Here is a 25,832-nt window from a genome sequence, read left to right on the forward strand (position 1 = left end):
TGTGCATGTCGGAAGGATTAGCATGCGGCTCTCCAGAATTCTCGGTGTTCTCTGTCTCTCGACGAGCTTCGCGATTGCACCTCTCAACATCACCTTCACCGATTTCTCGCCTGCTTTCGCGAAAGGCGGCAACGGTGGTGGCAATGGTGGTGGCAACGGTGGCGGTGGCGGTGGTGGTGGCCACGGCGGCGGAAACAGCGGCGGAGGTCATGGAGGCGGCAGCAGCAATAGCGGCGGCGGAAAGGGCAGCGCCAGCTCGAGGGGGAAGACAGAAAGTGGCCGGACCGGAAGCATGGGCAAGGCCGCCAAGACGAAATCGGCCAAGCAGACTGTCAGTACGAAGGGCACGTCCAAAAAGACGACCATCGCCAAAGCGCCGGCGACAAAACCTGCAAAGAAGCCAGCAGCAGAGCTTGCCGGTCTCAATTCGCTGAAGCGCAACTTCCATGCTCTCATGAAAACGGCTGATCCTCGGATGGCCGCGATTGCCGCGTTCAGCACGGCGTACGCTCAATATGAACTCACCAACGGGGTGGCGCCACCGGCCGACGATCCGGTATTGGGCGATGCCGCCCTGACTGCGGCGCTGGCCGCCGCAACCAAGACAGGCACGGTCACGCCGGAGGCTTTGGGCTGGGCACAGGAGACGCTCGGTGTCGGAACAGCTATCGGAACGATCGACCAGATGAGAGACGCCTTGGCGGCAGCCGCCCCGACACCGGAAACCCCGGCAGCAGAGACCGAGACAGCGACCGGCGAGACGGCCGACGGGAGCGCGACGACAGACCCGGTCGCGGCTGAGGAAACCTCTGAGACTGGAATGGAAGTCACAGCGGACACCACTGAAGCCGCCCAAAGTATTGACCAAACCGAGACCTCTGCCACAAGCACCGAGACGACAACGAACCCGTAATCCTCCTTGAGGAACCTTGGGATTTGCCGAATTCATTGCTCCTTCGACGACGGGGCAATGCTGCTTGTCGTCGGCGACATGGCGCTGGATCAGGCCACTGCCGCCGTGCAACTGCCCGCGGCTCCAGACCCGGCTTCGTTGCCGGCCGTTGCGTATGTATGTCGGCCCCCTCGAACTCGCCGCCTACGCCAACAACCTGCTGGCCCTCACCGGACGGCGCTGGTGCGGGCTGTCAACAGGTCCATGGCTAAAGCATTGGCGAGCGAACGGGATGGTGAAAGGCCTTTTGAACCTGAAGGCGCGTTATCAGGCTCACCTTCCGCCGGCCAGCAGTCGGAGCTGGCTTTCGTCATGCACACCTTGGCGGTAAAGCTCGATGATGAGGGCGCCAAGACGGTCGGCCTCCTTGCCTGCTCTGTCGATCTTTAGACCGCTACAGAGAGATTCATGGACACGCCTGCACACATCGAGGTCTTCCGAGGCGAGCGGTTCGTCACGTGTGCTAAACAGCTTGTCTGACATCGCAATCTGCCCTTTTTGGATGCCGTGAATCGCTTTCGTGAAAAAAAAGATAATTTCGCGATCTTTGCTCTGCAAGATGGGCGAAGGTCCGAAATTCAAAAAACAATTTTGGCCGCGCGAGAAGATGCGGGCGAGGGCGGCGGCACGAGATGAGACCGATCAAGGCGTCGGCCGGACGGATGGTGTGAGCGTGAGATCTACTTGGTTGCGGGATCCTGGCCGCTTTGTTGCGCCAGGCGCAGCTCTTTCAGCCGCTTGGTTTTTTCGCGGCGGGCCCGCTGCTCCGCCTCGATGGTTTCCTTGGCGGCTCGCTCGGTGTTTTCGAAACGATCCTGCCGGTAAGCCTTTGATGAGGGTTCACGTTCTCTTTTCATGGCCGCTAAACGCAAATGGGCGAAAACGGTTTCATGGGAAAATGCGTCACTGGCTGTCAATCGATCGACGTGGCCAGAACGCCGGCGTGGAGGATGGCAAGCCATTGTGGCGACCGGGCGCCTGATCGGCGCCCGGCAACAGCATGGATCAGCCTTTGATGAAGGCGAGGATGTCGGGGTTTATGATGTCTGCGTGGGTAGTGCACATGCCATGCGGGAATTTCTCGTAGACCTTCAGCGTGGCGTTCTGCAGGAGCTTGGACGAGAGCAGGGCAGAGTCGGCGATCGGCACGATCTGGTCGTCGTCGCCATGCATGACGAAAGTCGGCACGGTGATGATCTTCAGGTCTTCGGTGAAGTCGGTTTCCGAAAAGGCCTTGATGCCGTCGTAATGCGCTTTGGCGCCGCCGATCATGCCCTGGCGCCACCAATTGTTGATGACCGGTTCCAGGACCTTCGCGCCCGGCCGGTTGAAGCTGTAGAACGGACCGGCCGGCAGATCGTAATAGAACTGCGCGCGATTGGCGGCGAGCTGCTTGCGCAAGCCATCGAAGACTTCGATCGGCAGGCCACCGGGATTGGCTTCGGATTTTACCATGATCGGCGGCACGGCGCCGATGATCACCAGCTTGGCGACGCGGCCCTGTGGTTGGCCATGGCGGGCGACATAATGGGTCGCTTCGCCGCCGCCGGTGGAGTGGCCGACATGGACGGTGTTCCTGAGATCGAGATGCTCGACGACGGCTGCGGCATCGGCGGCGTAGTGATCCATATCGTGACCGTCGCCCACCTGGGTCGAGCGGCCATGGCCGCGCCGGTCATGGGCGATGACCCGATAGCCCTTCTCGAGGAAGAACAGCATCTGGGCGTCCCAGTCGTCGGAGGATAGCGGCCAGCCGTGATGGAACATGATCGGCTGGGCGCTCTTCGACCCCCAATCCTTGTAGAAGATTTCGACGCCGTCCTTGGTGGTAACCGTGCTCATCTTTTGGCTCCGTTGGTTGGGGTTGGTTGGATTAATGCGGTCAGAAGTTTGCGCCGTTGCCTGCAGAATTGACAAGGCCACGAGCGCCGTTGGGCCGGAGGCCAGGGGCAAGAAGGTCGCGCCTGATCAACCCGAATATGTTGATGTGCTTATTGAATGCTTCTTTCTATTCTGTTGACATGACAGAAGTTTGTATGTTTCCGAGAGGATGGGTGTGAACCCGCCCATTTCGCATGGCTGCTTTGCACTGCGAACATTCTTTTAATCCACGATATCTCGGCTGTTGGCCACCTCAGGCTAGTCCGTCAGGGACGCGGCGAACGTCTGTAATGAGCCATTTTTTTGATATTCGTTCAATATATCCGTCCGGGTAGTTCAATATATCTGTCCGGGGTAGGTGTATTCCCGTTCTGCCGCCGCGTGCATGCTGCTGCCGGCGCTCACTTGAACGCGGTTCATCGCCCAACCATCTAATCTTCATACAACAGCGCCATGGCAGACCGTCGCAACCGCGACGGCTTTGCCGGCGGCGGGACGGCCGTTATTGCCGCCTGAGGATAAATCATGGGTTACATGGATAAGGACATAGCGCCTCAGAATGATGGGGCGCTGATCGATGCCTATTCGCAATCGATCGCAGCAGCAATCGACATCGTCGGGCCGGCGGTCAGCCGGATCGAGAGGGTGGGCGGCCGGCAGGGGCACGGGTCGGGCTTCGCCGTCTCGCCTGACGGCCTGATCATCACCAACAACCATGTCGTCGATGACGCCAAGGTCGTCCGCATCACCACGCCTGACGGCTTCGTCACCGAGGGCCGCGTGCTCGGCCGGGATGTGGATACCGACATTGCCCTCATTCGCGCCAATACAAGCACCGGCGCCTGGGCGAAGCTCGGAGATTCTCAGCGCTTGCGCAGGGGCCATATCGCGATCGCGATCGGAAACCCGCTCGGCTTCGAATGGACTGTTACCGCCGGCATCGTCTCGGCGCTCGGCCGGTCGATGCGGGCGGCCAGCGGCCGGCTGATGGAAGATGTGATCCAGACCGATGCGGCGCTCAATCCCGGCAACTCGGGCGGGCCGCTGGTGTCTTCGGGCGGGGAGGTCATCGGCGTCAACACTGCCGTCATCCAGGGCGCGCAGAGCATCGCCTTTGCGGTGGCGTCGAATACAGCCAATTTCGTCGTTTCGGAAATCCTCCGTTACGGGCAGGTCAGGCGCGCCTTCATCGGCATATCAGGCGATACGATCGTGCTGCCGCGCCGGGTGGCCCTTGCGGCGGGCACGGTGCAGACGACATCCGTGCGCATCCGCCGCGTCGAGCCGGACGGGCCGGCGGCGAAGGGAGGCCTGCAGGAGGGCGACTATATCCTCGCCATCGACGGCAGCCCGGTCGGCGGTGTCGATGATATCGTCCGATTGATGGATGGCAGCAGGATCGGCAGGGATACGGAAATCCTGGTGTTCTCGGTGGCGGGCCGGATCGAGAAGAAGATTTTGTTGCCGATGGCCAGGTCGTGACTCGTCGCAGATTTCGCAAGAAAAGGCGGGGCGCACGCGGCGTTTCCGCTTTTCGCCGTAGGCCCGATGATCGACTGGACGGATCGGCATTGCCGGTATTTCCACCTGCAGATCAGCCGGGCGGTCGCTGCTTTATACCGAGATGGTGGTGGCCGATGTGATCATCCGCGGCCCTCGCGAACCGCCAGAGCGGAGCGTGACGACAATACACCACTTCGCGTCAGGCGCTGACCGGCTCCTGCTCGGTCCCCGAAAAATCCACCGCCGCAAAGGCTGCCGCCAGCACCTCCGGCCCAGCGCCGTTTTTCGCGGCATCGGTGGAGAGGATCTGGCGGTAGCGGCGGGCACCGGGCAGGCCGGTGAAGAGGCCGACCATATGGCGGGCCACGTGCTGCAACCGGCCGCCGCTCATGATGTGGCGTTCGGCATAGGCCATCATCCGGTCACGCAGGGCCTCCCAGTCCGGCTCGCTTGCAGGCGCGCCGAAGAAGCGCTGGTCGATGTCGGCTAGGATCGCCGCATTCTGATACGCGGCGCGGCCGAGCATGACACCATCGACATGGTCGAGATGGACGGCGGCTTCGTCGAGCGTGCGGATGCCGCCGTTGATGCCGATGAAGACGTCGGGCCAGCGCTGTTTCATCCGGTAGACAATCTGGTAATCCAGCGGCGGGATTTCGCGGTTCTCCTTGGGGCTCAGGCCCTTCAGCCAGGCCTTGCGCGCATGGATCCAGATCGCGTCGGCGCCGGCGTCTAGAACGCGGGTGATCAGCTCGGGCAGCGCCTGTTCCGGCTCCTGCTCGTCGACGCCGATCCGGCATTTCACCGTCACCGGCACAGTCGCAACCCTCTTCATCGCCGCGATGCATGCGGCCACCGTCTCCGGCGTCAGCATCAGGCAGGCGCCGAAGGTGCCCGACTGCACGCGGTCGGAGGGGCAGCCGACATTGAGGTTGATCTCGTCATAACCGTGGGGTTCGGCGATTTTCACCGCCTCGGCAAGCTTTGCCGGGTCCGATCCACCGAGCTGCAGCGCCAGCGGATGCTCGGCGGCGTCATGACCGAGCAGCCGGTCGCGCGGGCCGTGGATGATCGCATCGGCCACCACCATCTCGGTATAGAGCAGCGCCTCGCGGCTGATCTGCCGGTGGAAATAGCGGCAATGCCGATCCGTCCAGTCGATCATCGGGGCGACCGCAAAAATCGGCCTCTTCTGCGTCATCGATGTTCCATTGTTCCTTGTTGCCGAGGCAAGCACGGCGCCGTCACCGCCGCTAATCCATTACCGCGCATATAACACTTGCCAATACGATCGACAAATTGATCGAGTACCGCAAACAGAAACGGCGCCCCATACGGAGCGCCGTTCATGCCGCCGAAGCGATGTCTGACTTACGAAGCCGAGATGTTGACAGCCTTCGGGCCCTTGCCCATGCGGTCCGGCTCGGTGTCGAAAGTAACCTGCTGGCCTTCGCGCAGCGACTGGATGCCAGAAGCCTGCAGCGCAGAGATATGGACGAAAACGTCCTTTGCGCCGCCGTCCGGCGTGATGAAACCAAAACCCTTGTCCTGGTTGAAGAATTTTACGGTGCCCTTGGTGGCCATTGGGATCGTCCTTTTCCCTTAGTCTGTGTAGTATCCGCGCCCCCGAGAGGAAGCGGACGGCTTTAGCTTTCGCCCCGATCGATTGGGACGAAGGGTCAGTCGGAGAAGTCACGTACGGGGAAAGAACGTCTACGTAGGCGGGTAGTCCCGCGCCGCCTTCCAAACGGAAGGGATTACCACATCAGTCCAGTCACCGGCATGCAAATGCCCGAGTAAGTCAATTCGTGCCAGCATTTCGGGCAAAAAGCAAGCGGGATTATTGTGGCATGCCCGCATCGATGTCGGGAAATGCCGAAGATTCAGATACTTGACCACAGGTTAACGAATTCTTGCACGGCTGTGCCATATCGGGATTTTGTGCCGAAACGGGATGAGCGGCGGATTCGATAGCCGGACAGGGATATGTAGGAAGTGGTTGGGGCGGCAGGCACACCGATCAGTCTCATTCATTGTGATGAGGATCGCAAAGTCTGCTCTCCGGTGTTCCTCGCGCCGTCTTTGCTCCGCCCTCATCCTGAGGTGCGGAAGCCGGAGGCTGAAGCCTCGAAGGACGGGGGCGGCCACCGGCGCCATAACCTTAGATTTTGCATAGGGGGCTTTGTGGAATGCAGGAGCTTCCACGCCCGCCCTCGTGGTTCGAGACGGCCCCTTGGGCCTCCTCACCATGAGGGCTCTCTTTGGCGCCTGCGGCTTTTATTCTACAGCTAGTGCAATTGTCCGCTCCATCCTCGTCGTAGGCGAGACCCCCAAAGGCTTCCCGCCTACTGCGCGTCACCCAGCAACGCGCCGAGGCTCCACGGATTATCACCCTTCTGATTAGCGATGTCGTCGACCTTCCAGCCGCCGTGTTCGCGTACCAGGGTGTAGAAGAGCGTCACCTCTTCGCCGTTTTCGAACTCCACCTCCACCTCGGCCTTGTCATCCAGCAGGATCGGTTGGCCGATCCTGACGTCGCTGGCCGCGCCGTCCTGACCTGCGATGACGGGATCGAAGTCGATCGCGCCGACATCGCCCTCCGGCGTGTTGTCGAGATCGGTCTGGTGGAGTTCGTTCAGGTGGTCGGAGAAGAAGGTCGAATAGGGTGAGGGCGCCTCGGCGTCGCTGTTGTCGGTGTCGTAGCTATAGAGTGCCTTGAGCAGCGCCTTCGGCGTCTTGTAGGTCTGTGCCGATGCGGGCAAGGCTGCGACCGCCGACACGGCGAGGGCGAGGATGAATGTGGGCAGGCGCATGCGGGCTCTCCTCGGATAAGCGGTGAATCATAGCGGAATCAGGCGCTGAGGTGGAGCGGCATTTTTGGAGGGGTATCAGGGTTTGGCTCGGCCATCGCTGCTTATGAAAGGCTTCGCGCTTGCTTGTGGCAGGCGCCCGGGCGAGACTTCCAATCAAGCTGGGGAGGGTGAGATGAAATGCATCGTCGGATTCTTCATGACCAAGCCTGGAAAGCGCCATGCCTATCTGGCCGCGGCGCAGAACCATCTCGATCAGAGCCGGCTCGACCCGGATTGTCTCTATATCGAGCTGGTACCGATGCCCGAGCATCCCGACAAGATCCTGCTGGCCGAGGCCTTCACCAGCGAGGAAGCGCATCGCCGGCACGAGGATACGGACCACATGCGTGAGTTATGGGCCGTCGGCCCGACGCTGCTGTCGCATGTCGTTATCGACAATGTGATTTCCGCTCAGGTGGAGCATATCGACGAGCGGTTTGACTGATGCGTGCCTGATTTCGCGCGGCCGCCCATCGGTGGGGCTTGCACGACTGCAAGTCCCACCTCGGTGCCCGGCAATTCTGTCGCGGCTAGATCAATGCCTCATGCGACAGCGCAAATGACGGCTCGAAGACGTCCTTCACAGCGAGCGTGAAATCGTGGCTGGTGACGTTTCCGGCCGCGTCATAGGCTTCGGCGGTGAAGGTCAGGCTATGGGCGCTTTCGTAGTCGATCGCCGCCTTGGTCTGGATCTTGTTGCCGACGAGCTTGAAGATGCCGTCGGCATCGTCCGTCAGCCGCCATTTCACCGTGTCGCCTTCCGGATCCTTTGCCGTGAGCAGGCCGACCGAGGTGCCGATCGCGACGTTCTCCGAGACCGAGCTGCGCGAGAAGGCGAGATTGGTCGGCGCCTTGTTGACGGGGGCCTCGTTGACGTCGAGCACGTTGATGGTGATGTCCTTTTCGACCGTGACCTTGCCATCCGAAATAGCGACCTTGATCGTGTGTGATTTGGCGGTCTCGTAGTCCAGCGCCTTCGAGGTGACGATGCGGTTGCCATTGATCCGGAAGTGGTCGTTGGCTCCGTCGATCAGCGTATAGGTTAGCGCGTCGCCATCGGCGTCCTTGGCGCTGAGCAGGCCGACCGTGGTCCAGATCGGTGTGCTCTCCAACAGGGAAGTTTTCGAGAGCTGTATATTGGTGGGCGCGATGTTGCTGCCGTCGGGCGTGAACTTTCCCTTGGCGAAATCGTAGACGCCGTCGGCAAAAAGGGCGAATTCAACATCGGTCAGCGTATCCTTGCCCTCCAGGGCGCTCGTCAGGATGTGGCTGCCATTGTTCAATGCGAAGGTGTATTTGGCGAAATTGCCTGAGAAGACCGCCGTATCGATGCCCGCACCGCCCAAAAGCACGTCGTTGCCGGCGCCGCCTTCGAACCTGTCGTTGCCGTCGGTCCCGAAGAAGTAGTCGTCGCCGCCGCCGGTCTTGACGTCGATGCCGAAGGCGGTGCCGAAGATGTCGACGTGGCGGTTTGCCAGTTCGTCGGAGAGGTCGGCATGGGCGCTGTCCGTCAATGTCAGCGCCAGGACATCATTCTCGTAGCCCGGCTTGTCGTATTTGACGATCTTGTCGAAGCTTTCGAATTGGGCGGCCGAAGCGAGAACCTCGGCTCCTGTCGTTTCGAGGATTTCGACGTTCTTGATCGTGAAACCGGCAAGCCCGATGGATTCCTGCCCAGGGCCTAAAGTAGGTTTGATGACCTGCAGCGTGTCCGTGCCGGCGCCGCCATCGATTACTCCGGAAAGCGCGGAAGAGTGTGACTGCAAGTTGATGGCATCATTGCCATCGCCGGCATCAATATCGAAGGCCTCAGGGGCGGTGGACATATTATCGCCATCGGTGATTTTATCGTCGCCCGCGCCGCCTTTGATGACGTCATTTCCGACGCCGCCGAAGATCTGATCGTTGCCATCGCCGCCGGTCAATTTGTCGTTGCCGGCATTGCCGTTGATCGTGTCGTTGCCGCCGCTACCATCGAAAATATCGTTGCCGTCGGTTCCCGTAAATATGTCGTCACCGCCGCCAGTCTTGACGTCAATACCGGAGACCGTGCCAAATATACTAGCCCGACTGTTTCCAAGCTCGTCGGAAAGATCGACATGGGCCTTGTCCGTCAATCTCAAGATGGCGATGGAGGAGCCGAAAGCGTCCTTCGTTCCCGAGATTTTGTCAAAGCTTTCTAACTGCGCGGATGAACCGGTAAAGCCATACTCATTCGTTTCAAGAATTTCGAAATTCTTGATCGTCAGCCCGGCTAGCCTGGATACGCGCAGTGTATCAATGCCGGTACCGCCATCGATCGTGCCGGAAAGCCCCTGAGACTGTGTCTGGAGGGTTACGATATCGTTTCCGTCGCCGGCATCGATGTTGAAGACTTCTGATGAAAGACTCGAAACATCACCATCGACGATTACGTCGTCGCCCTTGCCACCGATCAACCGGTCATTTCCACCATTGCCGTTGATGTAGTCGTTACCGTCGCCGGCGTCGAAGATGTCGTTGCCGGCAGTTCCGGTGAGAAGGTCGCGAGCGCTCCCGGTCGTGACATCGATGCCGGAAACGTTAGGGCCGCCAAAGATGTAGTTTAGCTTGCCTGCCAACTCGTCGGAAAGATCGACATGGGCGCCGTCTGTCAAGACCAGCTGCACGGAAGAATCGGAGCCGGTACCGATGATTTTATCGAAGGATTCGAATTGTGCCGTCGATGCGGTCACGCTGGATGTCGCAGGCTGGAGAATCTCGACGTTCTTGATCGTCAGGCCTGTCAGATCATTGGCTTGCAGCGTGTCGGTGCCGGCCCCGCCGTCTATCGTTCCCGATATCTTGGCGAAAGAGCCGGTGAATAAAATCACTTTGTCGTTGCCATCGCCGGCATCGATATTGAAGGTTTCAGCGACATCGGAAAAATAATCTCCGTCGCTAATCGTGTCATTACCCGCGCCGCCCTTGAGGACGTCATTGCCGACGCCGCCGTAAATCTCGTCATTGCCGTCGCCGCCATTCAGCGTGTCATTGCCTGCTTCACCATTGAGCAAGTCGTTACCGGCGCCGCCGCTCAGCGTGTCTGCGCCACCACCACTCACTATGGTGTCGTTGCCGGCGCCCGTCGTGATCGTATTCGGGCCGCTCGAGCCCCTGACGCTCGCGGAAACCGAGCCCAACTCGTCGGCGAGGTCTGCCACGCTGGAATCTGAGACGGTGAGGGCGACGGCGGAGAGAGGATTAGCGGCGGAATGGCGGATAACATCGTAAGCTTCGAACTCAGCGCCGGTCTTGGTAACTGTGGCGCCGTTCGTGTCCAGAATATTCAAGGCCATATATATCTTTCCCCAAAAGATGCTTTGTACTCGGCAATATGAGACATCCCCGAAAGAACTGTTTTATTGCTCAGCGGACGACAACCCCTCGGGGATCTATGCCAATCCTCGATTAACTTTTCAATGCAAAATTGTGTCTTTTCATTGCTTTTTTAATGAAAAACTAAGGATGAAATACTGGGGAAACGGATTTTAATTTGGGAACTCAAAGTCATACTTTGGTTTCGTAAATAGTATTATCTTTCATTTTCGGGTGGGATGCTCTCGCGAAAATTGTGTTTTCAGTGAGTTCTTCGGCGGTGCCGCGCCGCGCGACCATCCCGTCGCTATCGCAGGTTGGTGCTGGCTTCGACTTGTCCGGCTTTCCACGCGGGAGGTGTCACACGAGCTTGATGAGGCCTGCTTCCGTGGGTCTGAAGCCGCAGGCGCGGTAGAAGCCGGTCAGGTGCGGTTCGAAATCGACATGCAGCCACTCGGCACCGCGCTCCCGCGCAACCCGCGTCGCTTCCCTGACCAGCCGCGTGGCGATCCCCTGCCTCTGCATCTCGGGATGGACCGAGGTATCGAGGATGAAGGCATGGATGCCGCCATCCCAGGCGACATTGACGAAGCCGACGAGCCGGTCGTCCTGATAGGCGCCGATATGAGCGAGGCTGCGGGAGAGGATGGGGGTGAAATCTCGGTTGTGCGGGCTGTCCCAGGCAGCGGAAAAGAGCGCGTTCAGTTCGGCGGCGGACGGGAAAGGGTCGATGCGCAGGTCCACCATGGATGGTTCCTTTCCTTCAGCGGGCATGAGGTCTTCCGGATCAAGGGCGGACGCAGGCTCATTCCGTCACGGTGACGAGCCGACCGTCGCGTCTTTCGAAAATCCTGTCGGAGAGAAAATCGACGCCGCAGTGTTTCGCCATGTCGATCAGCTGCCTGGCCGTATTCAGCGCGGAGGGCGCTTTTCGGTCGATCACGGCGACCTCGTCACGCTGGCGCAGGATCAGGAAGGCGCCATCCGGGAAATTCTTGTCCACCATCGCCCAGAATTCATCCGTCAGCATGATGGCCGACGTCAGCGGCGGGTTGTCGTCGATCCGGTAGGCGATCACGTGATCGTTGACCCGTTCTTCCTGGAGCTTCGACATTTCCCGCAGAATGTTCCGCTGCGCGGCCTGGCGGATCTCCGCGACGGAACGTTCGCCGAGATCGGCGCGCGAGAGCCCGACCAGGCTCTGCGGCGTGTCCAGCTGCAAGACGATCGCCACGTCGCCGGCAAGTTCCTTCGCCAGGGAGGTTGCCGCATCCTGGTCACTCCCAGGCTTCCGGAACCGGATATTGGCGAAGACATGCTGCAGGTCGAGCTCCGGCCTGCGGACCGTGACGAGAACGCTCTGCACGAGGTTTTCGACGGCGGCCTCGCGGGCGCCACCGCTGCGGAGCGTATAAAGCCTGCCGTAGACGTTGGTGACATCGACCGTTCCCGTCACGGCTTCACCTCCGCCGTTGGCAAGCCGCACGCGGAGAGCGGCGGGATTGCCGGGGTCGATCGCAACCTCTTCGACCTCGGGCTCGCTGCGCAGGCGCGCCGCAACGGCATCGCGCAGGTCGGCAATGGTTTCGGGCGGTGCGGCAGAGATGGGCTGCGCTTCGGAGCGGAGGCCTATTTTCGAGAGAAGGGTCTTGAACATGTCGGCGATGCCCCCAGCTCGTTTTAGAAAGACGAGGAAGCAGGTTAGGGCACTTTTATTGCAAAAATCCGGCTGTCTACGGCGCAAAGTGACAGCAACAAGTAACCTCTATGTGAAACTGCTTTCTAATGAATCTAACAGCCGACCCCATCTTATCGCATACATATTTCTTGCGCTTCTGTGGCGAGCATTGCTTTTGAGTGGGCTCGTAAAGGTCAATGTCCTCAGATACGATAGTCGAAACACCGGCGCCGGCGCAGAATTCTACAATTCTCGCGTCTATGTTCGGTATTCCTTGTTGCTGTAGCTTCCTCTTAACTCTGACATCTCGCTTGAATTCGCTGAGCGTAATGCGTCCTTCCGCAAGCCAACTTGATATCAAGTCGTCAACGAATGGGTTGTAGGCGCCTCCGGTGGTCTGTTTCCATTCTTGAACAAATATTCCTTGGTCATCGACGGTAAGCATATCCTCCTCAAGAATATAAGAAACCACGGCACTATAGTCACCCGCGTCATCTCGTACTGTTTCGTCGATATATTTTTTAAAACAATTCGCATCCAGGAAATATGGCATGTTCAATCCAAGTATTTGAAGCGAAGCTGTTCGTCGCTGGAGGTTTTTTCGCCGGAAATTCTAGCCCTGGCGAGTTGCAAAGACTCGAATTGCCGTTGAGGAAAGAAGCCGCCTGGCCATTCGGGTTCAAAGATACCTTTAGAATTAATCTTTATGTCCGTAACATATTTGTCGCCATTCTCATCTTTGACGAAGAAAATCTTTACATCGTCAATATCAACTTCACCATGTGCGACATGGCGGGCAATTCTTAGAACCAGATTGTCACTGTGAGTCTCAATAAATTGCTGTCCGCCTGATTGTGACAGGCCAACAAAAAAGGAGCCGAGGGAGGCTTGCGCATTCGGATGCAAGTGTATTTCAGGTTCTTGTACAACAAAAATAGGTTGCCGCCGAGACCGTTCCGGAGAAAGGAATAGATTGAGTCCGCCGACAAGAACGGGTAGTACTTGGCTGCATCCGAATCCAACATCGCATATGTTGTGTTCTTTGCCTTTAAAATCCACAATACATATCTCAAAGTGCCTTGGCGTCAGACTCTTAACTCGAATTTCTTTTGCAATACCGTTAACCCGTAACCATTCCGAGACTTGATCTTCGATGCCAATCCTCATCGCTCCACGTCGCGAAGAATCGTTAGCGAGAAGTGTTATTGCGCTGGACCCCGTTCTTCCTATTTCTCGCGGGGTTTCTCCTGTGTGCAGGTAAGTGCGCTGGGGCTGATCTCTAAAGGGAGAGAGGGTATCAAATTGACGTAAAATATTTCTTAGTAATATCTCAGAATTCCTCAGTCCTCTTGAAACTCGCTCAACTATTTTTCTTGATTTTTCATCAGCTAGCCTCTCTCCTGGTGCGAATCTATTTATCTCCGGTTGGTATGGCCAAAAACCAATAAATTCAGGTCTTCTCAAAGCTTTTTGCCCAAATATTTCCTCGATGTTAACTCTCTGGAGTTTTATATCGTTCTTCGAGCTTCTGCTCTGGAAACTGTATAATTCATCCCCGTTTTCGAATAGGGAGAATCTTGAGACTTCTATTTCTCTTCGCTGAGTTCGGTACTTTATATCAAAGGATACCTCATACTTCTCAAATCCTATATCAAACCCTAAAGACGTTCTTACATTGTTGCCGTGAACTACGTCCTGGTAGGTTCCTAATTGTTCATATGGACCATTTAATACTAGGGGGCTTGCTCGACCTCTGGATTCAGTATGAGTCTGAGCGAGCAGGTTGATAGCGCTCAACACAGTAGATTTCCCGGAGTTGTTTGCTCCGATAAATATATTTATCCTCTTGAAATCAAATTTATGATCTCTGTAAGCCCGAAAGTTTCGGACGCGTAAGAATCGAAGCATCTTATATCCTTCTCCTGTCGCTGGCGTATCAACAGACAGGATCTTGCGCAATGGTAGGTTGCGTCAATTTTGTTGAGTACTTGATAAACTTGTTAACAGAAGGCTAGGGCCGATCGCGATCGGATAGTGATGAGGAGGCTCTTCTGCAACGAATTTTGACGACTGAAAGGTGAGGGAGAGTGGCATCCAGAAATGGCCAGCCAGCCCGCCGAATAGCCACGTTTATAACTTGAAAGCTGTTGACGTTGAACTGGTCATAGTGCGGATTGACTTCAACAGTCGAGAATGTGTCTGACTACCGCCCCGGCCGCCCAGTCTTCCCCTTCGTCCGCCCCTTGCGCTTCTGCTCGCCCGGATCCTCATAGCTCCCCACGCCCGTCTTCCCGCGCACGACCGGCCGCACGTCATCGCGCTCCGGCTGGCCTTCGAGCAGCGGTGAAAACCGCTTCGTGCTTTTGGCGGCCTCCGGCTTTTCCGGCAATGCGCCGGTGACCGGTTTTTCCGTTCGGCCGACGGTCATTTCGTCGAGGTCGTTTTTGCGGAAGAGGGTCTTCTTGGTGGGGTCGGCGGTGTCGCGGCCCATTTCGTCGAGGGTGGGTTTGCGGAAGAGCGGGGTGGTGGTGTCGGTGCCCGGGCCCATGTCGTCGAGGCTGGGTCTTGAGAAGTAGGAGGGTGCCGAGTTTACGGCATTCCCCTCCCCAACCCTCCCCACAGGGGGGAGGGAGCCGGTTGCGTTTGCCGCACCGCTCTTCTTTCTTCCTCCGCCTTCCATCGCCTTTGACTCCTCGCGCGCCATAGGGTCGTCCATGACGGCCAGCTCGGCAGCCTTGAGGCGTTTGATTTCGTCGCGGAGGCGGGCGGCTTTTTCGAAGTCGAGGTCGGCGGCGGCGTCGCGCATGCTCTTTTCGAGCGCGTTGAGATGGGTCTGCAGGTTGTTGCCGACGAGGTTGCCGCCATCGGCAAAGCCCTTGCCGGAGACGCCCGAGATATCGGCGCGGACGTGGTCGCGTTCGTAGACGGAGTCGAGGATGTCGGAGATCCTGGCTTTTACCGATTCCGGCGTGATGCCGTGTTCCTGGTTATAGACCATCTGCTTTTCGCGGCGGCGGCTGGTTTCTTCCATCGCCCGCTTCATCGAGCCGGTGACCTGGTCGGCATAGAGGATGACCTTGCCGTCGACGTTGCGTGCTGCACGACCAATGGTCTGGATCAGCGAGGTCTCCGAGCGCAGGAAGCCTTCCTTGTCGGCGTCGAGGATGGCGACGAAGCCGCATTCGGGAATGTCGAGGCCTTCGCGCAAAAGGTTGATGCCGACGAGCACGTCGAAGGCGCCGAGGCGGAGATCGCGAAGGATCTCGATGCGCTCCAGCGTGTCGATGTCGGAGTGCATGTAGCGGACGCGCACGCCCTGCTCATGCAGATATTCGGTCAGGTCCTCGGCCATGCGTTTGGTCAGCACGGTGCAGAGGGTGCGGTAGCCCTTGGCCGCTGTCTCGCGGATCTCGCCGAGCACGTCGTCGACCTGAGTGCGGGCCGAGCGGACCTCGACCGGCGGGTCGATCAGGCCGGTCGGGCGGATCACCTGTTCGGCGAAGACGCCGCCGGACTGCTCCATCTCCCAGCCGCCGGGCGTGGCCGAGACGGCGATGGTGTCGGGGCGCATGGCGTCCCATTCCTCGAAGCGCAGCGGCCGGTTGTCCATGCAGGAGGGCAGGCGGAAGCCGTATTCAGCCAGCGTCGCCTTGCGCCTGAAGTCGCCCCGGTACATGCCGCCGATCTGCGGCACGGTGACATGGCTTTCATCGATGAAGACGAGGGCGTTGTCGGGGATATATTCGAACAGCGTCGGCGGCGGATCGCCGGGGTCGCGGCCGGTGAGATATCGCGAATAGTTCTCGATGCCCTGGCAGGAGCCGGTGGCTTCGAGCATTTCGATATCGTAGCGGGTGCGCTGCTCGAGGCGCTGGGCCTCCAGCAGGCGGCCGGCCTTCTCCAGCTCGGCCAAGCGAAGCCTGAGCTCCTCCTTGATCGACTTGATGGCGCCGTTCAGCGTCGGGCGCGGGGTGACATAGTGCGAATTGGCGTAGATCTTCACCGATTTCAGGTCGCCGACCTTCTGGCCGGTGAGCGGGTCGAATTCGGTGATGGCGTCGATCTCGTCGCCGAACATCGAAATGCGCCAGGCGGCATCCTCCAAGTGGGCGGGGAAGAGCTCGATCGTATCGCCGCGCACGCGGAAGGATCCGCGGGTGAAATCCATGTCGCGGCGCTTATATTGCTGGGCCACAAGGTCAGCCAGCAGCTGGCGCTGGTCTAGCCGGTCGCCGACCGACATCTGGAAGGTCATCGCCGTATAGGTCTCGACCGAGCCGATACCATAGATGCAGGAGACCGAGGCGACGATGATGCAGTCGTCGCGTTCGAGCAGCGAGCGCGTCGCCGAGTGGCGCATGCGGTCGATCTGCTCGTTGATCGAGCTTTCCTTCTCGATATAGGTGTCGGAGCGCGGCACATAGGCTTCCGGCTGGTAATAGTCGTAGTAGGAAACGAAATATTCCACCGCATTGTCGGGGAAGAAATTCTTGAACTCGGAATAGAGCTGGGCGGCCAGCGTCTTGTTCGGCGCCAGGATGACGGCCGGGCGCTGCGTCGCCTCGATCACCTTGGCCATGGTGAAGGTCTTGCCGGAACCGGTGACGCCGAGCAGCACCTGGCTGCGGTCGCCATTCTCCAGCCCCTCGACGAGATCGCGGATGGCGGTCGGCTGGTCGCCGGCCGGCTCGTAATCCGACTGCATGCGGATGGCGATGCCGCCTTCGGATTTGTCGGGCCGGGCAGGGCGATGCGGCGTCCAGATCTTGCCGTTCTTGTGCAGCGGATTGCCGCTCTCGATCAGCGCCGACAGCGCCTCGACCGTGGCGGTGACGGCGGTGCCGGCCTGCAGCGACGAGGCCTCCTCCAGCGTCGTATCCATGCCGGAGACGGGATTGAGGCCGGCGGCCGCGCGCGTCTTCGGGTCGGTCGAGCCGCCCATTGAGGTGCCGCGCGCCGATTTCGACGCGCTGACGCCGCCGTCGCTGGTTTTCGTCCTGGCGGCGATTTCCACCTTCTTCCGATGTTTGCCGGCCTTGGAGGCGATCTGGCGCTGGGTCTCAACGCCCGAGGCTTCGGCATCGGCCTCCAGCTGCTTCACCCAATCGGCAACCGAGCCTGAGAGGGGGGCTCCCTCAAAAGACGATTGAGGGGCTTCCTCGAAGCCATTCGGGGCGGGGGATTTCTTCGGAGATTTGGCCATGGCGGGAATATGGAGAGAGTCAGCGCGAAAGTGAAGAGGGAAAGAGTACAAAAGGGAAACGAACTGTTTGTTCGAAAGTGTGAATAGTTCCCAAGCTTAATGGCGCTGCGAAGCCGGCGCACCCGCCCCGCCCTTCGAGGCCCTGCGGGGCACCTCAGAGTGAGGCTCTCTTGAGCGTTCGCGCGGGATTCTTCCAGCACCGGCTATTCGGGTACGGCATTCTCTAACGCCCCTCATGCTGAGGTGCGCAGCCCGCAGGGCGAAGCCTCGAAGCACGCGCCGCAGCGTGGCTGCTGGCAGCCATTGTTTTTCCTCGCATGGATTACCGGCGACCGTCGAATGCCGGGCAGCGATGATCCGGCTCCGCACTGGAACCAGAATCGGTCTTCCGCAGTTAGTTTCCTGTCACTTCAGCTTCAGGTGCTACTGCCATTAGCGACCATTCTGCCTTCTGGGAAACCCCCATCTCGATCGACCTTGATACCGGCGAACGGCTGGTTCTGCGCTCACCGCAGGATGCGCTTTATGCACTCGTCTCGGACTGGCCGGTCAATGGCGGCGTCCACCAGCAGAGGGCGATCGATTTCTGCCGCGCCTGGCTTGCCGGACGCATGCCGGCCGAGACGGTGCGGCAGGCTTTCATCCTGGCCGCGCTGGAAGCAGGCGTTACGATCAATGATGATGAAGACGGCGCAGAAGCCTCCGCCTTGAACCCTGCGATATAGCTGGAGCGACGCCGGCTACATTCAGGCTTCACGCGGCCGGCATCCGCTTCGAAGAGATCGTGGCGTGGTCGCGGTCGCTCAGCGCTTGGCCAGCACCCGTGCCTGCACCGGCTGCTCGATGCCCTTGAGCACGAGCATGCGAGTTTCGGCGCCTGCGGCGAGATCAGCAGCCTTCGCCGCCGTTTCGGCCGAGATCAGGATCTCGCCGGCGGCGGCCTGGGATTCCAGCCTTGCGGCCTGATTGACGACGCCGCCGATGGCGGTGAAATCGCTGCGAAAGCTTGAGAATTCGCCGATCTGGACCTCACCGGAATGGATGCCGACGCCGACGCCGAGGGTGCGGCCGGGCAATGCCTCGAGCGCCAGACCGTTCAGCGCTGTGGCGCAGTTTTGCTGGATCTCCTGCGCGGCCAGGATAGCGGCGCCGGCGTGATCCTTTCGGACGATCGGGAAGTTGAAGATAGCCATCAGGCCGTCGCCCATCTGCTTATTGACGATGCCGTCATGCGCCCAGATCGCCTGCGCGCAGCGATCCTGGAACAGGCTGACGATCTCGCTCAGTTGCACCGCTTCGATGCGCTCCGACAGATCCGTGAAGCCCCTGATATCGGCAAACAGGATGGTGGCGTCGACGGTGATCTGGCGCTGCTTCTTGACATATTGGAAGGAGCGTTCGCAGATCGTGCAGATATCGGGATTCATCTTGCTGCGGGTGATGCCTAAGGCGCGGAAGGGTAAGGCGAGCGGGCCGCCGATCGGGATCGGCATGTGCATCTGGTCCCAGCAGCCGCGGCAGATCCGGGCGCTGCCGTGCCTGGTTGGCTCCGTAGAGGAGGCTGTCGTCATATCTCGCAATCCATCGCCTGATAGCTGAAAATAAGCTTCCGACACTCGCCTGCTTTTGGCAACTCTCCCGACCGTCGAGGGCGATGATAACTCGAAATATTCCGTCCGGCTCCATCCTTATCGGACACGTCGCCACTAAGTTGAATATCGCCCGGCCCGACGATAGCATCGCGGTGGGACATACTGTAGGATATTGTTAGTAATACATTCGCTCTCCAGGAAAGACCCGGGGATGGAGCGCCGTCTTGCAGCAATCCTGATCGCTGATGTCGTCGGTTACAGTCGATTGAGCCAGATCGACGAAGAGGGCACCCGTGCGCGTTTTCAGGCGGACCAGAACGATATCTTCGAGCCGGCGATCGAGCGTCATCACGGCCGGCTGGTCAAAACCATGGGCGACGGTCTGCTGGTCGAATTTCAGAGTGTCGTCGATGCCTTGCGCTGCGCGGTGGAGGTCCAGCAACTGAAAGCCACGCAGAGTGCCGCGGCGCTCCAGGAGCACCGACTCGAATTCCGGATCGGCATCAATCTCGGCGATATCATCGTCGAGGGCGAAGACATCCAGGGCGACGGCGTCAATATCGCCGATCGAATACAGGCGCTGGCCGAACCGGGCGGCATCGCCATATCGGGCACGACATACGACCAGGTGAAATCGAAAGTCCCGGTCGGTTTTGCTTCGCTCGGCGAACAGCGATTGAAGAGCATCACCGAACCGATCCGGGTCTACCGCGTCCTGCTTGATCCGACTGCCGCCGGCAAAACCCTCAAGACCCGCAGGCGCCTGCCGAGACGCCACCTGGTTGCGGGCGTAGCCGCGGCCGTTATCCTCGCGTTCGCGGGCGCAGCACTCTGGTGGCAGCCATGGATGCCGGCAAAACCACCGGGGCCCGGCGAACGTTTCGCCTATCCTCTGCCGGACAGGCCCTCCGTCGCGGTTCTGCCCTTCATCAATGTCAGCGGCGACACCGAGCACGACCATCTCGCAGAGGGGTTGACGGACGATCTGATCACCGAGTTGTCCAAAGTATCGGGTCTCTTCGTCATCGCCCGCCACTCGGTCTTCGCCATCCGGGACTCCGTCGGCAAGATCCAGGATGTGGCCGCCGAACTCGGCGTCAAATATGTGCTCGAAGGGACCCTGCAGCGGGCCGGACCGCGGCTGCGGATCAATGTCAAACTGATCGATGCGGTCACCGGCCTGTCGCTCTGGGCCGAGCGCTACGACCGCCAGTATGCCGACCTCTTTGCGGTGCAGGACGATGTGATCGGCAAGATCATCTCGGCCCTGTCGGTCAAACTCAGCGCGCGCGAGCGCGACCAACTGGCCCGAATCCCGACCGAAAACCTCGAAGCATACGATTATTACATGCGGGCCGAGCAGGAGGGCTTCATTCTCAGGGATGTCGACACCTATCGTCGGACGCTGTCCTTCTACCAGAAAGCGATCGATCTCGATCCGGGCTTTGCCAATGCTCATGCGGGAATCGCGCGCGTGGCCGTCGATGTCTGGCGCAACGACTATAATTACCTCTGGTCGGCCGCCGTCGCCCGCAAGATCGCCTATGACGCCGCTGGGCAAGCCCTGAAGCTCGATCCCAACAATGCCAGGGCGCACACGGTGCTTGCCCTGCTGCAATGGGTGGATGGACGCGAGACGGAGGCCAAAAATTCCGCCAACATGGCGGTTGCGATGGAGCCGAACGATGCTGAGGCCGCCGCCAACCTCGCTCTCATTCTGGTCCATACCGGAAGCAGCGGGCAGGCGATCACGGAGATGGAAAAGGCTTTGCGACTCGACCCTTCGCCGGCGTCGAGCTTTCAACTGCTGGCGGGGATCGTCTTTTATACCGCGGGCGATGATCAGCGCGCGATCTCGCTGATAGAGCCGACGCTCGACAGCCTGCCGAAGGTCGAGCCGGCACGCGAATACCTGGCGGCCGCCTATGCCGACCAGGGCAATGAGACCAAGGCTGCAGCGGAGACGGCAAAGCTGCTGGAGCTCTTCCCAGAAAGCAATCTCACCTATTACGGCTATCTCTATGATTACTGGCGGGACGGCGATCTGCAGCGCCATCTGGCCGCATTGCGAAAGGCCGGCATTCCCGAATGGCCCTTCGGCTTTACAGGCAGTCAAGCCGACAGGCTGGGCGAGGCAGACCTGCGCAATCTTGTCGATGGCAAGAGCTGGACCGGCAAGCACAAAAACGGCACGGATTTCACCCAATATTTCGACAAGGCTGGAAACACTGCCTATCGCAGCGCGAATACCAACATCACCGGTATCGTCGAGGTGCGAGGCGACAGTCTCTGCGAAAAATTCGACGGCTATTTCTTAGACCGGATGGTGTGCGGATATGTTTACCGCAACACGTCAGGTGAACAGCGCGACAGGCCATACGTCCATGTCACGCCGCGCGCCTTGACCTTCTTTTCACCCACACCCTGACGGGTCGGGCGTTGCGGCTTCATTTCGTATCCGGTTGCTGCCAGACGGTATGCATCTTCTCCGAAATCAGCGTCTGCTGAACTTCGGACCAATGCTTCTTCGAGTCGGTCACCTTGGTCGGATTTTTCTCCATGCCTTCGGCTGCCCCGGGATCATAGCTCAGGTACAGTTTGCCATCGATGATCCGCCAAGCTTTCGGATCGATATTGGTGGTCACCGTCCCGAAAGACACGCCGTCAGCGCAATAGCCGCCATATTGCGGCGCATATTTGGATGGATCGCCCTTAAAGAGGTCGCGATTTTTAGCGCTGGCGAAATACCAAGTCGCGCCAAGCCAGTGGTGGGAATATGTCTCGGATCCTTCGACGGCCTGGTTTTCAGTGAAATAGGCGACCGGGTCGTAGCCCTTGATCGCGACATCGCCAAAATAGCCGGTATTGACGAGTTCCTCGGCCCCCGCAGGCTGAAGGAAGGAAAGCAACATCACCGCAGCGCCAACAGCCACGCCCATCCGCGTTCCGCATTTTTGCACATGATAAGACATAACAAGCTCCGTTCCCGGACGCGGTCCGTTACTCCAGCGAAATGCTATTGCCGTTTGGTGCATTCCTTGTAGAGCGGTTCGCCCACAAGCTCGGCTTTCTGGCAAACAGCACCGGCTTCCATGAGTAATTTGGCCGTATCCCAATGCGCCCGCCACCCGGCTTGAGTGAGAGGCGTGTACCCGTTTCTTTCCGTCGCTTCGACATCCGCGCTCTTCGTCAGCAGAAAAGCGACCACGTCGGTGCGGCCCTCTTCGGCGGCGCCGTGCAGCGGCGACATCTGATAGAAATTCTTCCTGTCGTTGACATCAGCTCCCTCGGCGACAAGCCGTTTCACCACCTCCAGATTTCCTGCATAGGCTGCTGCATGCAGCGCCGTCAGCCCACCCTTGTTGCGAATTTCGATGTCGGCGCCGCGATCCAGCAAAAGAACGACGACATCGGCATGGCCCGCCAATGACGCGATAATCAACGCCGGCTCGCCCGCCTCATCGAGCTCCGACAGATCGGAGCCCTGGTCCAGCAACTGTGTGACGCGGGCGATATCGCCGTCCTTGGCCGCCTGATGCAAAGGACCTGCCCATGCCGGCAGGACGCCAATGACAAGCGTAGCAACAGTCGCGATAAAAATATTCACGGGCACGATCTCGGTTTGATCAGGGTTCGTATGCGCCGTTTTGTTGCGTTTTAGCACGTGTGCAATTCGTAAACAAGATTGCGCTAATGGACACGCTTCCGGCCAACCCCACTTGCGCGCTACGGCTGCGACCGGCGGTTTCAGGGAATACGGTCACACTTGTTACTCCCCCTGTTCGATTTCCGATGCGAAACTATCTCAAACCAATGCGCGATGAACGGGGCTTCCAAGCCCCGCGAAATCGCCCCAATGAGGAGATTGAAAGCCATGACTGCTTCAGCCGAGAATGGAAAAAGCGGACAAGCCATGCACAAACCGCCGGTCGTGTCGCCGCAAGCCTGGGAAGCGGCCCGCGCGCAACTGCTCGTGAAGGAGAAGGCTGAGACGCGTGCCCGCGACGCGCTGGCCGCCGAGCGCCGGCGCATGCCGTGGATGGCGGTGGAGAAGGCCTATGCGTTTGAGGGCCCTCAGGGCAAGGTCAGCCTGCTCGACCTGTTCGAGGGCAGACACCAGCTCATCCTCTACCGCGCCTTCTATGAGCCCGGCGTGTTCGGCTGGCCCGAGCATGCCTGCCGCGGCTGCTCGATGGTGGCCGATCAGGTTGCCCATGTCGCCCATCTCAACGCCCGCGACACGACGTTGGTCTTCGCCTCCCGCGCCCCGCAGGCCGACATTGCACGGCTGAAGGCGCGGATGGGCTGGACGATGCCGTGGGTGACGATCACCGACAGCTTCGACAAGGACTTCGGCGTCGACGAGTGGCACGGCACCAATGTCTTCTACCGCGACGGCGAGCGCATCTTCCGCACCTATTTCATCAACAACCGCGGCGACGAGCAGATGGGCGGCACCTGGAACTACCTCGACATCACGCCGCTCGGCCGCCAGGAAGTCTGGGAGGATTCGCCCGAGGGCTATCCGCAGACCCCGACCTACAAGTGGTGGAACTGGCACGACAGCTACGTGCCGGACGCCGAGCCCGACAAGAAATGGGTCGAGGTCTCCGACGCCGGCGAGGCGGCGTTCAGGGCCGAGAGCGCAAACGAGAGACCGTAGGTTCGGTCCGGCCGTATCCTCCGTCCCGCCGGGGCAGGAGGGTACGGCGGTCCGTCTGAAAGTCTGGCGAACTGGCGGTCGTCGACAATCGGGTCAATGATTGACGGCTGGGCGACGCGGCAGTGTCCCAGAACGCGCTTGCGCCGTAGCTTCGCCTCCCTGCACCTTTTGCGCGCAGAATTTCAGCGACATATCTCCTTACTGTCACGGAACCATGCTAGATTTCGCCCGATTTCCAGGGGAGGCGGGCATGGATACGGATTTTCGTGTGACCGGCAGGAATGCGGCTGCGCCTTTTGCGCTGACCATCCATCGCGGTGACGGCATGGTGCTGCTCGGCATGGATTGGAAGAATGGCCGGCCGCCGATCGATTTCGTCGGTTTCGCCATCCAGTATCGCGAGCCGGGTGCTGACTTCTTCAAGAACGTGCGCAACCGTATCGGCTTTCCCGGCCAGCCGGTTCCAGACGACGGCATCCGCACGACAGAGGCGCCGATCCAGAAATTCCGCTGGGTGCATTTTCCCTTCAATGCCGATCTGCCCGGCAAGTTTCTCTATCGCGTCACGCCGAAGTTCATGGATGCGGCGGGCGCGCTGACATCGGGCGAGGCGCAGGAGGCGGAGCTGGCGCTGATGCGCGAGACCATTCCCGGCAAGCTCAACGTCGCCTTCACCCGCGGCTTCGTCTCGTCGCAGGCCTTCGTGCGCAATTTTGCCCCCGACGCGCCGACGATCATCACGCTGGTGCCGCCTGTTGGCGATGAGGGGCTGGACTTCGTGCCGACCCACGCCGATGCCGAGCGGGCGCTCGCCTGGATGGGCTTTGAGGCGCGGGCCGAAACGCTTGCGCTGCTCGACAAAGCGCGCGAGGCCGGCGCCGAGGTGCGCGTCATCGCCTATGATCTCAACCTGCCCGAGGTGGTCACCCGGCTGGAGGCGCTGGGGCCGAAACTCAAGATCATCATCGACGACAGCGACCGCACCAAGGGCCATGGCCGCCCGAATTCGCCGGAGACGAGGGCGGCGGAGCGGCTGATCGCCTCGGCGGGTGTTGCCAATGTCAAGCGCCAGCACATGGCCAACCTCCAGCACCAGAAGTCCATTGCGGTCCGCGGCAGCGGCATTTCGACCGTGCTTTACGGCTCGACCAACCTCAGCTGGCGCGGGCTCTATGTGCAGTCGAACAACAGCCTTGCCGTCCACAGCGAAAAGGCGATCGACGATTATTTCACCGCCTTCGAGAGTTATTTCACCGCCAAACGCGCCGAAGACTTCCGCGACTCGCCAAGTTCCGCCGGCTGGATCGATCTCGGCCTTGACGGCGTCGACGCCAAGGTCGCTTTCTCGCCGCACAGCGATGCCAATGGCCGGCTCGACGAGATCGGCGCCGATATCGATACCGCCCATTCCAGCGTGCTGTTCTCGCTCGCTTTCCTCGGCCAGATGACCAGGGGAGCGATCGGTCCGGCGCTCGGCCGCGCGCTCGAACGCCCCGAGATGCATGTCATGGGCATCGCCGATGCCGAGGTGCGCGCCGGCAATCTCGGCCTCAACGTGCTGACGCCGGACAATCGCCGCAGGGTGGTGCGGGCGGCCGCCTTGACGGGCAACGTGCCGCCGCCCTTCCTGACGGAACCCTCAGGCCTGTCAGGCGTCGACGGCAACCAGCGCGGCACGCGCATGCACCATAAATTCCTCGTGCTCGATTTCGACAAGCCGACGGCGCGGGTCTATCTCGGCTCCTACAATTTCTCGAACCCCGCCGATGACGAGAACGGCGAAAACCTCGTCCTCGTGCGCGACCGGAGGGTTACGACCAGCTACATGATCGAGGCGCTGAGGATGTACGACCACTACATCTTCCGCGTCGCCTCCGGAGCGAGCGGCGGCCCGGCCCGTCCGCTGGAACTCAAACGCCCGCCTCAGCCCGGCGGCACGCCCTGGTTCGAACGCGACTGGACCGACCCAATCCGCGCCCGGGACCGGGAGTTGTTTGCCCGGGCGGAGTAATGTCGCGGTCACGACCGCTGCGGCACAGGCCGGAGCGACCTCGCCATCGGCTGGTTCCTCCACAAGGACCGGTAGCGGGACCGATAACGCGGCGCTGCCCGTCGGTCGCCAATATATTCTTCTCAAAGTGGAAACATTCCGGGGACGGTTGCGTTGTAGCC

The 25,832-nt window shown here is 60.0% G+C and carries 22 protein-coding genes and 1 pseudogene; 8 read left to right on the forward strand and 15 right to left on the reverse strand.

Going from position 1 to position 25,832, the window contains the following annotated elements:
* The first annotated feature begins 22 nt into the window (after window positions 1–22).
* Window positions 23–913 (forward strand): hypothetical protein, encoded by an 891-nt coding sequence (locus RWJ89_RS05620; protein ID WP_168337790.1) that lies wholly within the window; start codon window positions 23–25, stop codon window positions 911–913.
* Window positions 914–1,225: 312 nt separating this feature from the next.
* Here RWJ89_RS05620 and RWJ89_RS05625 read toward each other — a convergent pair whose 3' ends face one another.
* The 3 genes from RWJ89_RS05625 to RWJ89_RS05635 all read right to left on the reverse strand — a co-directional run bounded on the left by RWJ89_RS05625 (window position 1,226) and on the right by RWJ89_RS05635 (window position 2,794).
* Window positions 1,226–1,435, reverse strand: coding sequence for a hypothetical protein (locus RWJ89_RS05625; RefSeq protein WP_131619898.1), 210 nt, complete (start codon window positions 1,433–1,435; stop codon window positions 1,226–1,228).
* A gap of 197 nt (window positions 1,436–1,632) precedes the next feature.
* On the reverse strand, window positions 1,633–1,914 hold the full coding sequence (locus RWJ89_RS05630) for a hypothetical protein (protein ID WP_077978534.1): 282 nt from the start codon (window positions 1,912–1,914) through the stop codon (window positions 1,633–1,635).
* Window positions 1,915–1,957: 43 nt separating this feature from the next.
* Complete coding sequence (locus RWJ89_RS05635) at window positions 1,958–2,794, reverse strand: alpha/beta fold hydrolase (protein WP_077978533.1); 837 nt, start codon at window positions 2,792–2,794, stop codon at window positions 1,958–1,960.
* A 564-nt stretch (window positions 2,795–3,358) separates the two neighbouring features.
* On the opposite strand from RWJ89_RS05635, the gene RWJ89_RS05640 reads away from it, so the two are divergent.
* Both RWJ89_RS05640 and RWJ89_RS05645 read left to right on the forward strand, forming a co-directional pair.
* Window positions 3,359–4,315, forward strand: coding sequence for a S1C family serine protease (locus RWJ89_RS05640; RefSeq protein ID WP_222042824.1), 957 nt, complete (start codon window positions 3,359–3,361; stop codon window positions 4,313–4,315).
* 66 nt (window positions 4,316–4,381) lie between these two features.
* Window positions 4,382–4,496, forward strand: a pseudogene (locus RWJ89_RS05645) (tRNA-dihydrouridine synthase); the annotation flags it as partial.
* Between the two features lie 39 nt (window positions 4,497–4,535).
* Here the strand turns inward: RWJ89_RS05645 and dusA are convergent.
* The 3 genes from dusA to RWJ89_RS05660 form a co-directional block, all read right to left on the reverse strand.
* Window positions 4,536–5,537: a tRNA dihydrouridine(20/20a) synthase DusA gene (gene dusA / locus RWJ89_RS05650; RefSeq protein ID WP_316030677.1), complete on the reverse strand. Its 1,002-nt coding sequence runs from the start codon at window positions 5,535–5,537 to the stop codon at window positions 4,536–4,538.
* 170 nt (window positions 5,538–5,707) lie between these two features.
* Entirely contained in the window at window positions 5,708–5,920 is a 213-nt protein-coding gene (locus RWJ89_RS05655; protein ID WP_003540801.1) for a cold-shock protein, read from the reverse strand.
* A gap of 761 nt (window positions 5,921–6,681) precedes the next feature.
* Window positions 6,682–7,149, reverse strand: coding sequence for a DUF3828 domain-containing protein (locus RWJ89_RS05660; protein WP_131663631.1), 468 nt, complete (start codon window positions 7,147–7,149; stop codon window positions 6,682–6,684).
* A gap of 172 nt (window positions 7,150–7,321) precedes the next feature.
* Between RWJ89_RS05660 and RWJ89_RS05665 the strand changes: the two genes are divergently transcribed.
* The gene (locus RWJ89_RS05665) at window positions 7,322–7,633 is read left to right on the forward strand and encodes a putative quinol monooxygenase (RefSeq protein ID WP_131663630.1); all 312 of its coding nucleotides are present in this window, start codon (window positions 7,322–7,324) and stop codon (window positions 7,631–7,633) included.
* Between the two features lie 85 nt (window positions 7,634–7,718).
* On the opposite strand, the gene RWJ89_RS05670 is transcribed toward RWJ89_RS05665, so the two are convergent.
* From RWJ89_RS05670 to uvrB, 6 genes are all read right to left on the reverse strand, one after another.
* A complete protein-coding gene (locus RWJ89_RS05670; protein WP_316030678.1) occupies window positions 7,719–10,505 on the reverse strand; it encodes a metal-binding protein in 2,787 nt (928 codons plus the stop codon).
* A 379-nt stretch (window positions 10,506–10,884) separates the two neighbouring features.
* Window positions 10,885–11,271: a GNAT family N-acetyltransferase gene (locus RWJ89_RS05675; protein ID WP_222061206.1), complete on the reverse strand. Its 387-nt coding sequence runs from the start codon at window positions 11,269–11,271 to the stop codon at window positions 10,885–10,887.
* A 58-nt stretch (window positions 11,272–11,329) separates the two neighbouring features.
* Window positions 11,330–12,181: a hypothetical protein gene (locus RWJ89_RS05680; protein ID WP_316030679.1), complete on the reverse strand. Its 852-nt coding sequence runs from the start codon at window positions 12,179–12,181 to the stop codon at window positions 11,330–11,332.
* Between the two features lie 76 nt (window positions 12,182–12,257).
* The gene (locus tag RWJ89_RS05685; protein WP_316030680.1) at window positions 12,258–12,755 is read right to left on the reverse strand and encodes a hypothetical protein; all 498 of its coding nucleotides are present in this window, start codon (window positions 12,753–12,755) and stop codon (window positions 12,258–12,260) included.
* A 2-nt stretch (window positions 12,756–12,757) separates the two neighbouring features.
* The gene (locus RWJ89_RS05690; protein ID WP_316030687.1) at window positions 12,758–14,110 is read right to left on the reverse strand and encodes an AAA family ATPase; all 1,353 of its coding nucleotides are present in this window, start codon (window positions 14,108–14,110) and stop codon (window positions 12,758–12,760) included.
* Between the two features lie 295 nt (window positions 14,111–14,405).
* Window positions 14,406–17,405 (reverse strand): excinuclease ABC subunit UvrB, encoded by a 3,000-nt coding sequence (gene uvrB, locus RWJ89_RS05695; RefSeq protein WP_316030681.1) that lies wholly within the window; start codon window positions 17,403–17,405, stop codon window positions 14,406–14,408.
* Between the two features lie 500 nt (window positions 17,406–17,905).
* Between uvrB and RWJ89_RS05700 the strand changes: the two genes are divergently transcribed.
* On the forward strand, window positions 17,906–18,130 hold the full coding sequence (locus RWJ89_RS05700) for a DUF982 domain-containing protein (RefSeq protein WP_245503836.1): 225 nt from the start codon (window positions 17,906–17,908) through the stop codon (window positions 18,128–18,130).
* Window positions 18,131–18,208: 78 nt separating this feature from the next.
* Here RWJ89_RS05700 and RWJ89_RS05705 read toward each other — a convergent pair whose 3' ends face one another.
* The gene (locus RWJ89_RS05705; RefSeq protein WP_221941416.1) at window positions 18,209–18,976 is read right to left on the reverse strand and encodes an adenylate/guanylate cyclase domain-containing protein; all 768 of its coding nucleotides are present in this window, start codon (window positions 18,974–18,976) and stop codon (window positions 18,209–18,211) included.
* Between the two features lie 232 nt (window positions 18,977–19,208).
* On the opposite strand from RWJ89_RS05705, the gene RWJ89_RS05710 reads away from it, so the two are divergent.
* Window positions 19,209–21,425 (forward strand): adenylate/guanylate cyclase domain-containing protein, encoded by a 2,217-nt coding sequence (locus RWJ89_RS05710; RefSeq protein ID WP_316030682.1) that lies wholly within the window; start codon window positions 19,209–19,211, stop codon window positions 21,423–21,425.
* Between the two features lie 19 nt (window positions 21,426–21,444).
* Here RWJ89_RS05710 and RWJ89_RS05715 read toward each other — a convergent pair whose 3' ends face one another.
* Complete coding sequence (locus tag RWJ89_RS05715; protein WP_077978517.1) at window positions 21,445–21,936, reverse strand: YHS domain-containing (seleno)protein; 492 nt, start codon at window positions 21,934–21,936, stop codon at window positions 21,445–21,447.
* 77 nt (window positions 21,937–22,013) lie between these two features.
* A complete protein-coding gene (locus tag RWJ89_RS05720) occupies window positions 22,014–22,661 on the reverse strand; it encodes an ankyrin repeat domain-containing protein (RefSeq protein WP_170268656.1) in 648 nt (215 codons plus the stop codon).
* A gap of 210 nt (window positions 22,662–22,871) precedes the next feature.
* Between RWJ89_RS05720 and RWJ89_RS05725 the strand changes: the two genes are divergently transcribed.
* A complete protein-coding gene (locus tag RWJ89_RS05725) occupies window positions 22,872–23,660 on the forward strand; it encodes a DUF899 domain-containing protein (RefSeq protein WP_131642569.1) in 789 nt (262 codons plus the stop codon).
* A gap of 250 nt (window positions 23,661–23,910) precedes the next feature.
* The gene (locus tag RWJ89_RS05730; protein WP_316030683.1) at window positions 23,911–25,671 is read left to right on the forward strand and encodes a phospholipase D-like domain-containing protein; all 1,761 of its coding nucleotides are present in this window, start codon (window positions 23,911–23,913) and stop codon (window positions 25,669–25,671) included.
* Window positions 25,672–25,832: the final 161 nt, after the last annotated feature.

It is taken from the genome of Rhizobium sp. 10PS4 (assembly GCF_032464805.1).
In the GTDB taxonomy this organism is placed as follows: domain Bacteria; phylum Pseudomonadota; class Alphaproteobacteria; order Rhizobiales; family Rhizobiaceae; genus Rhizobium; species Rhizobium laguerreae.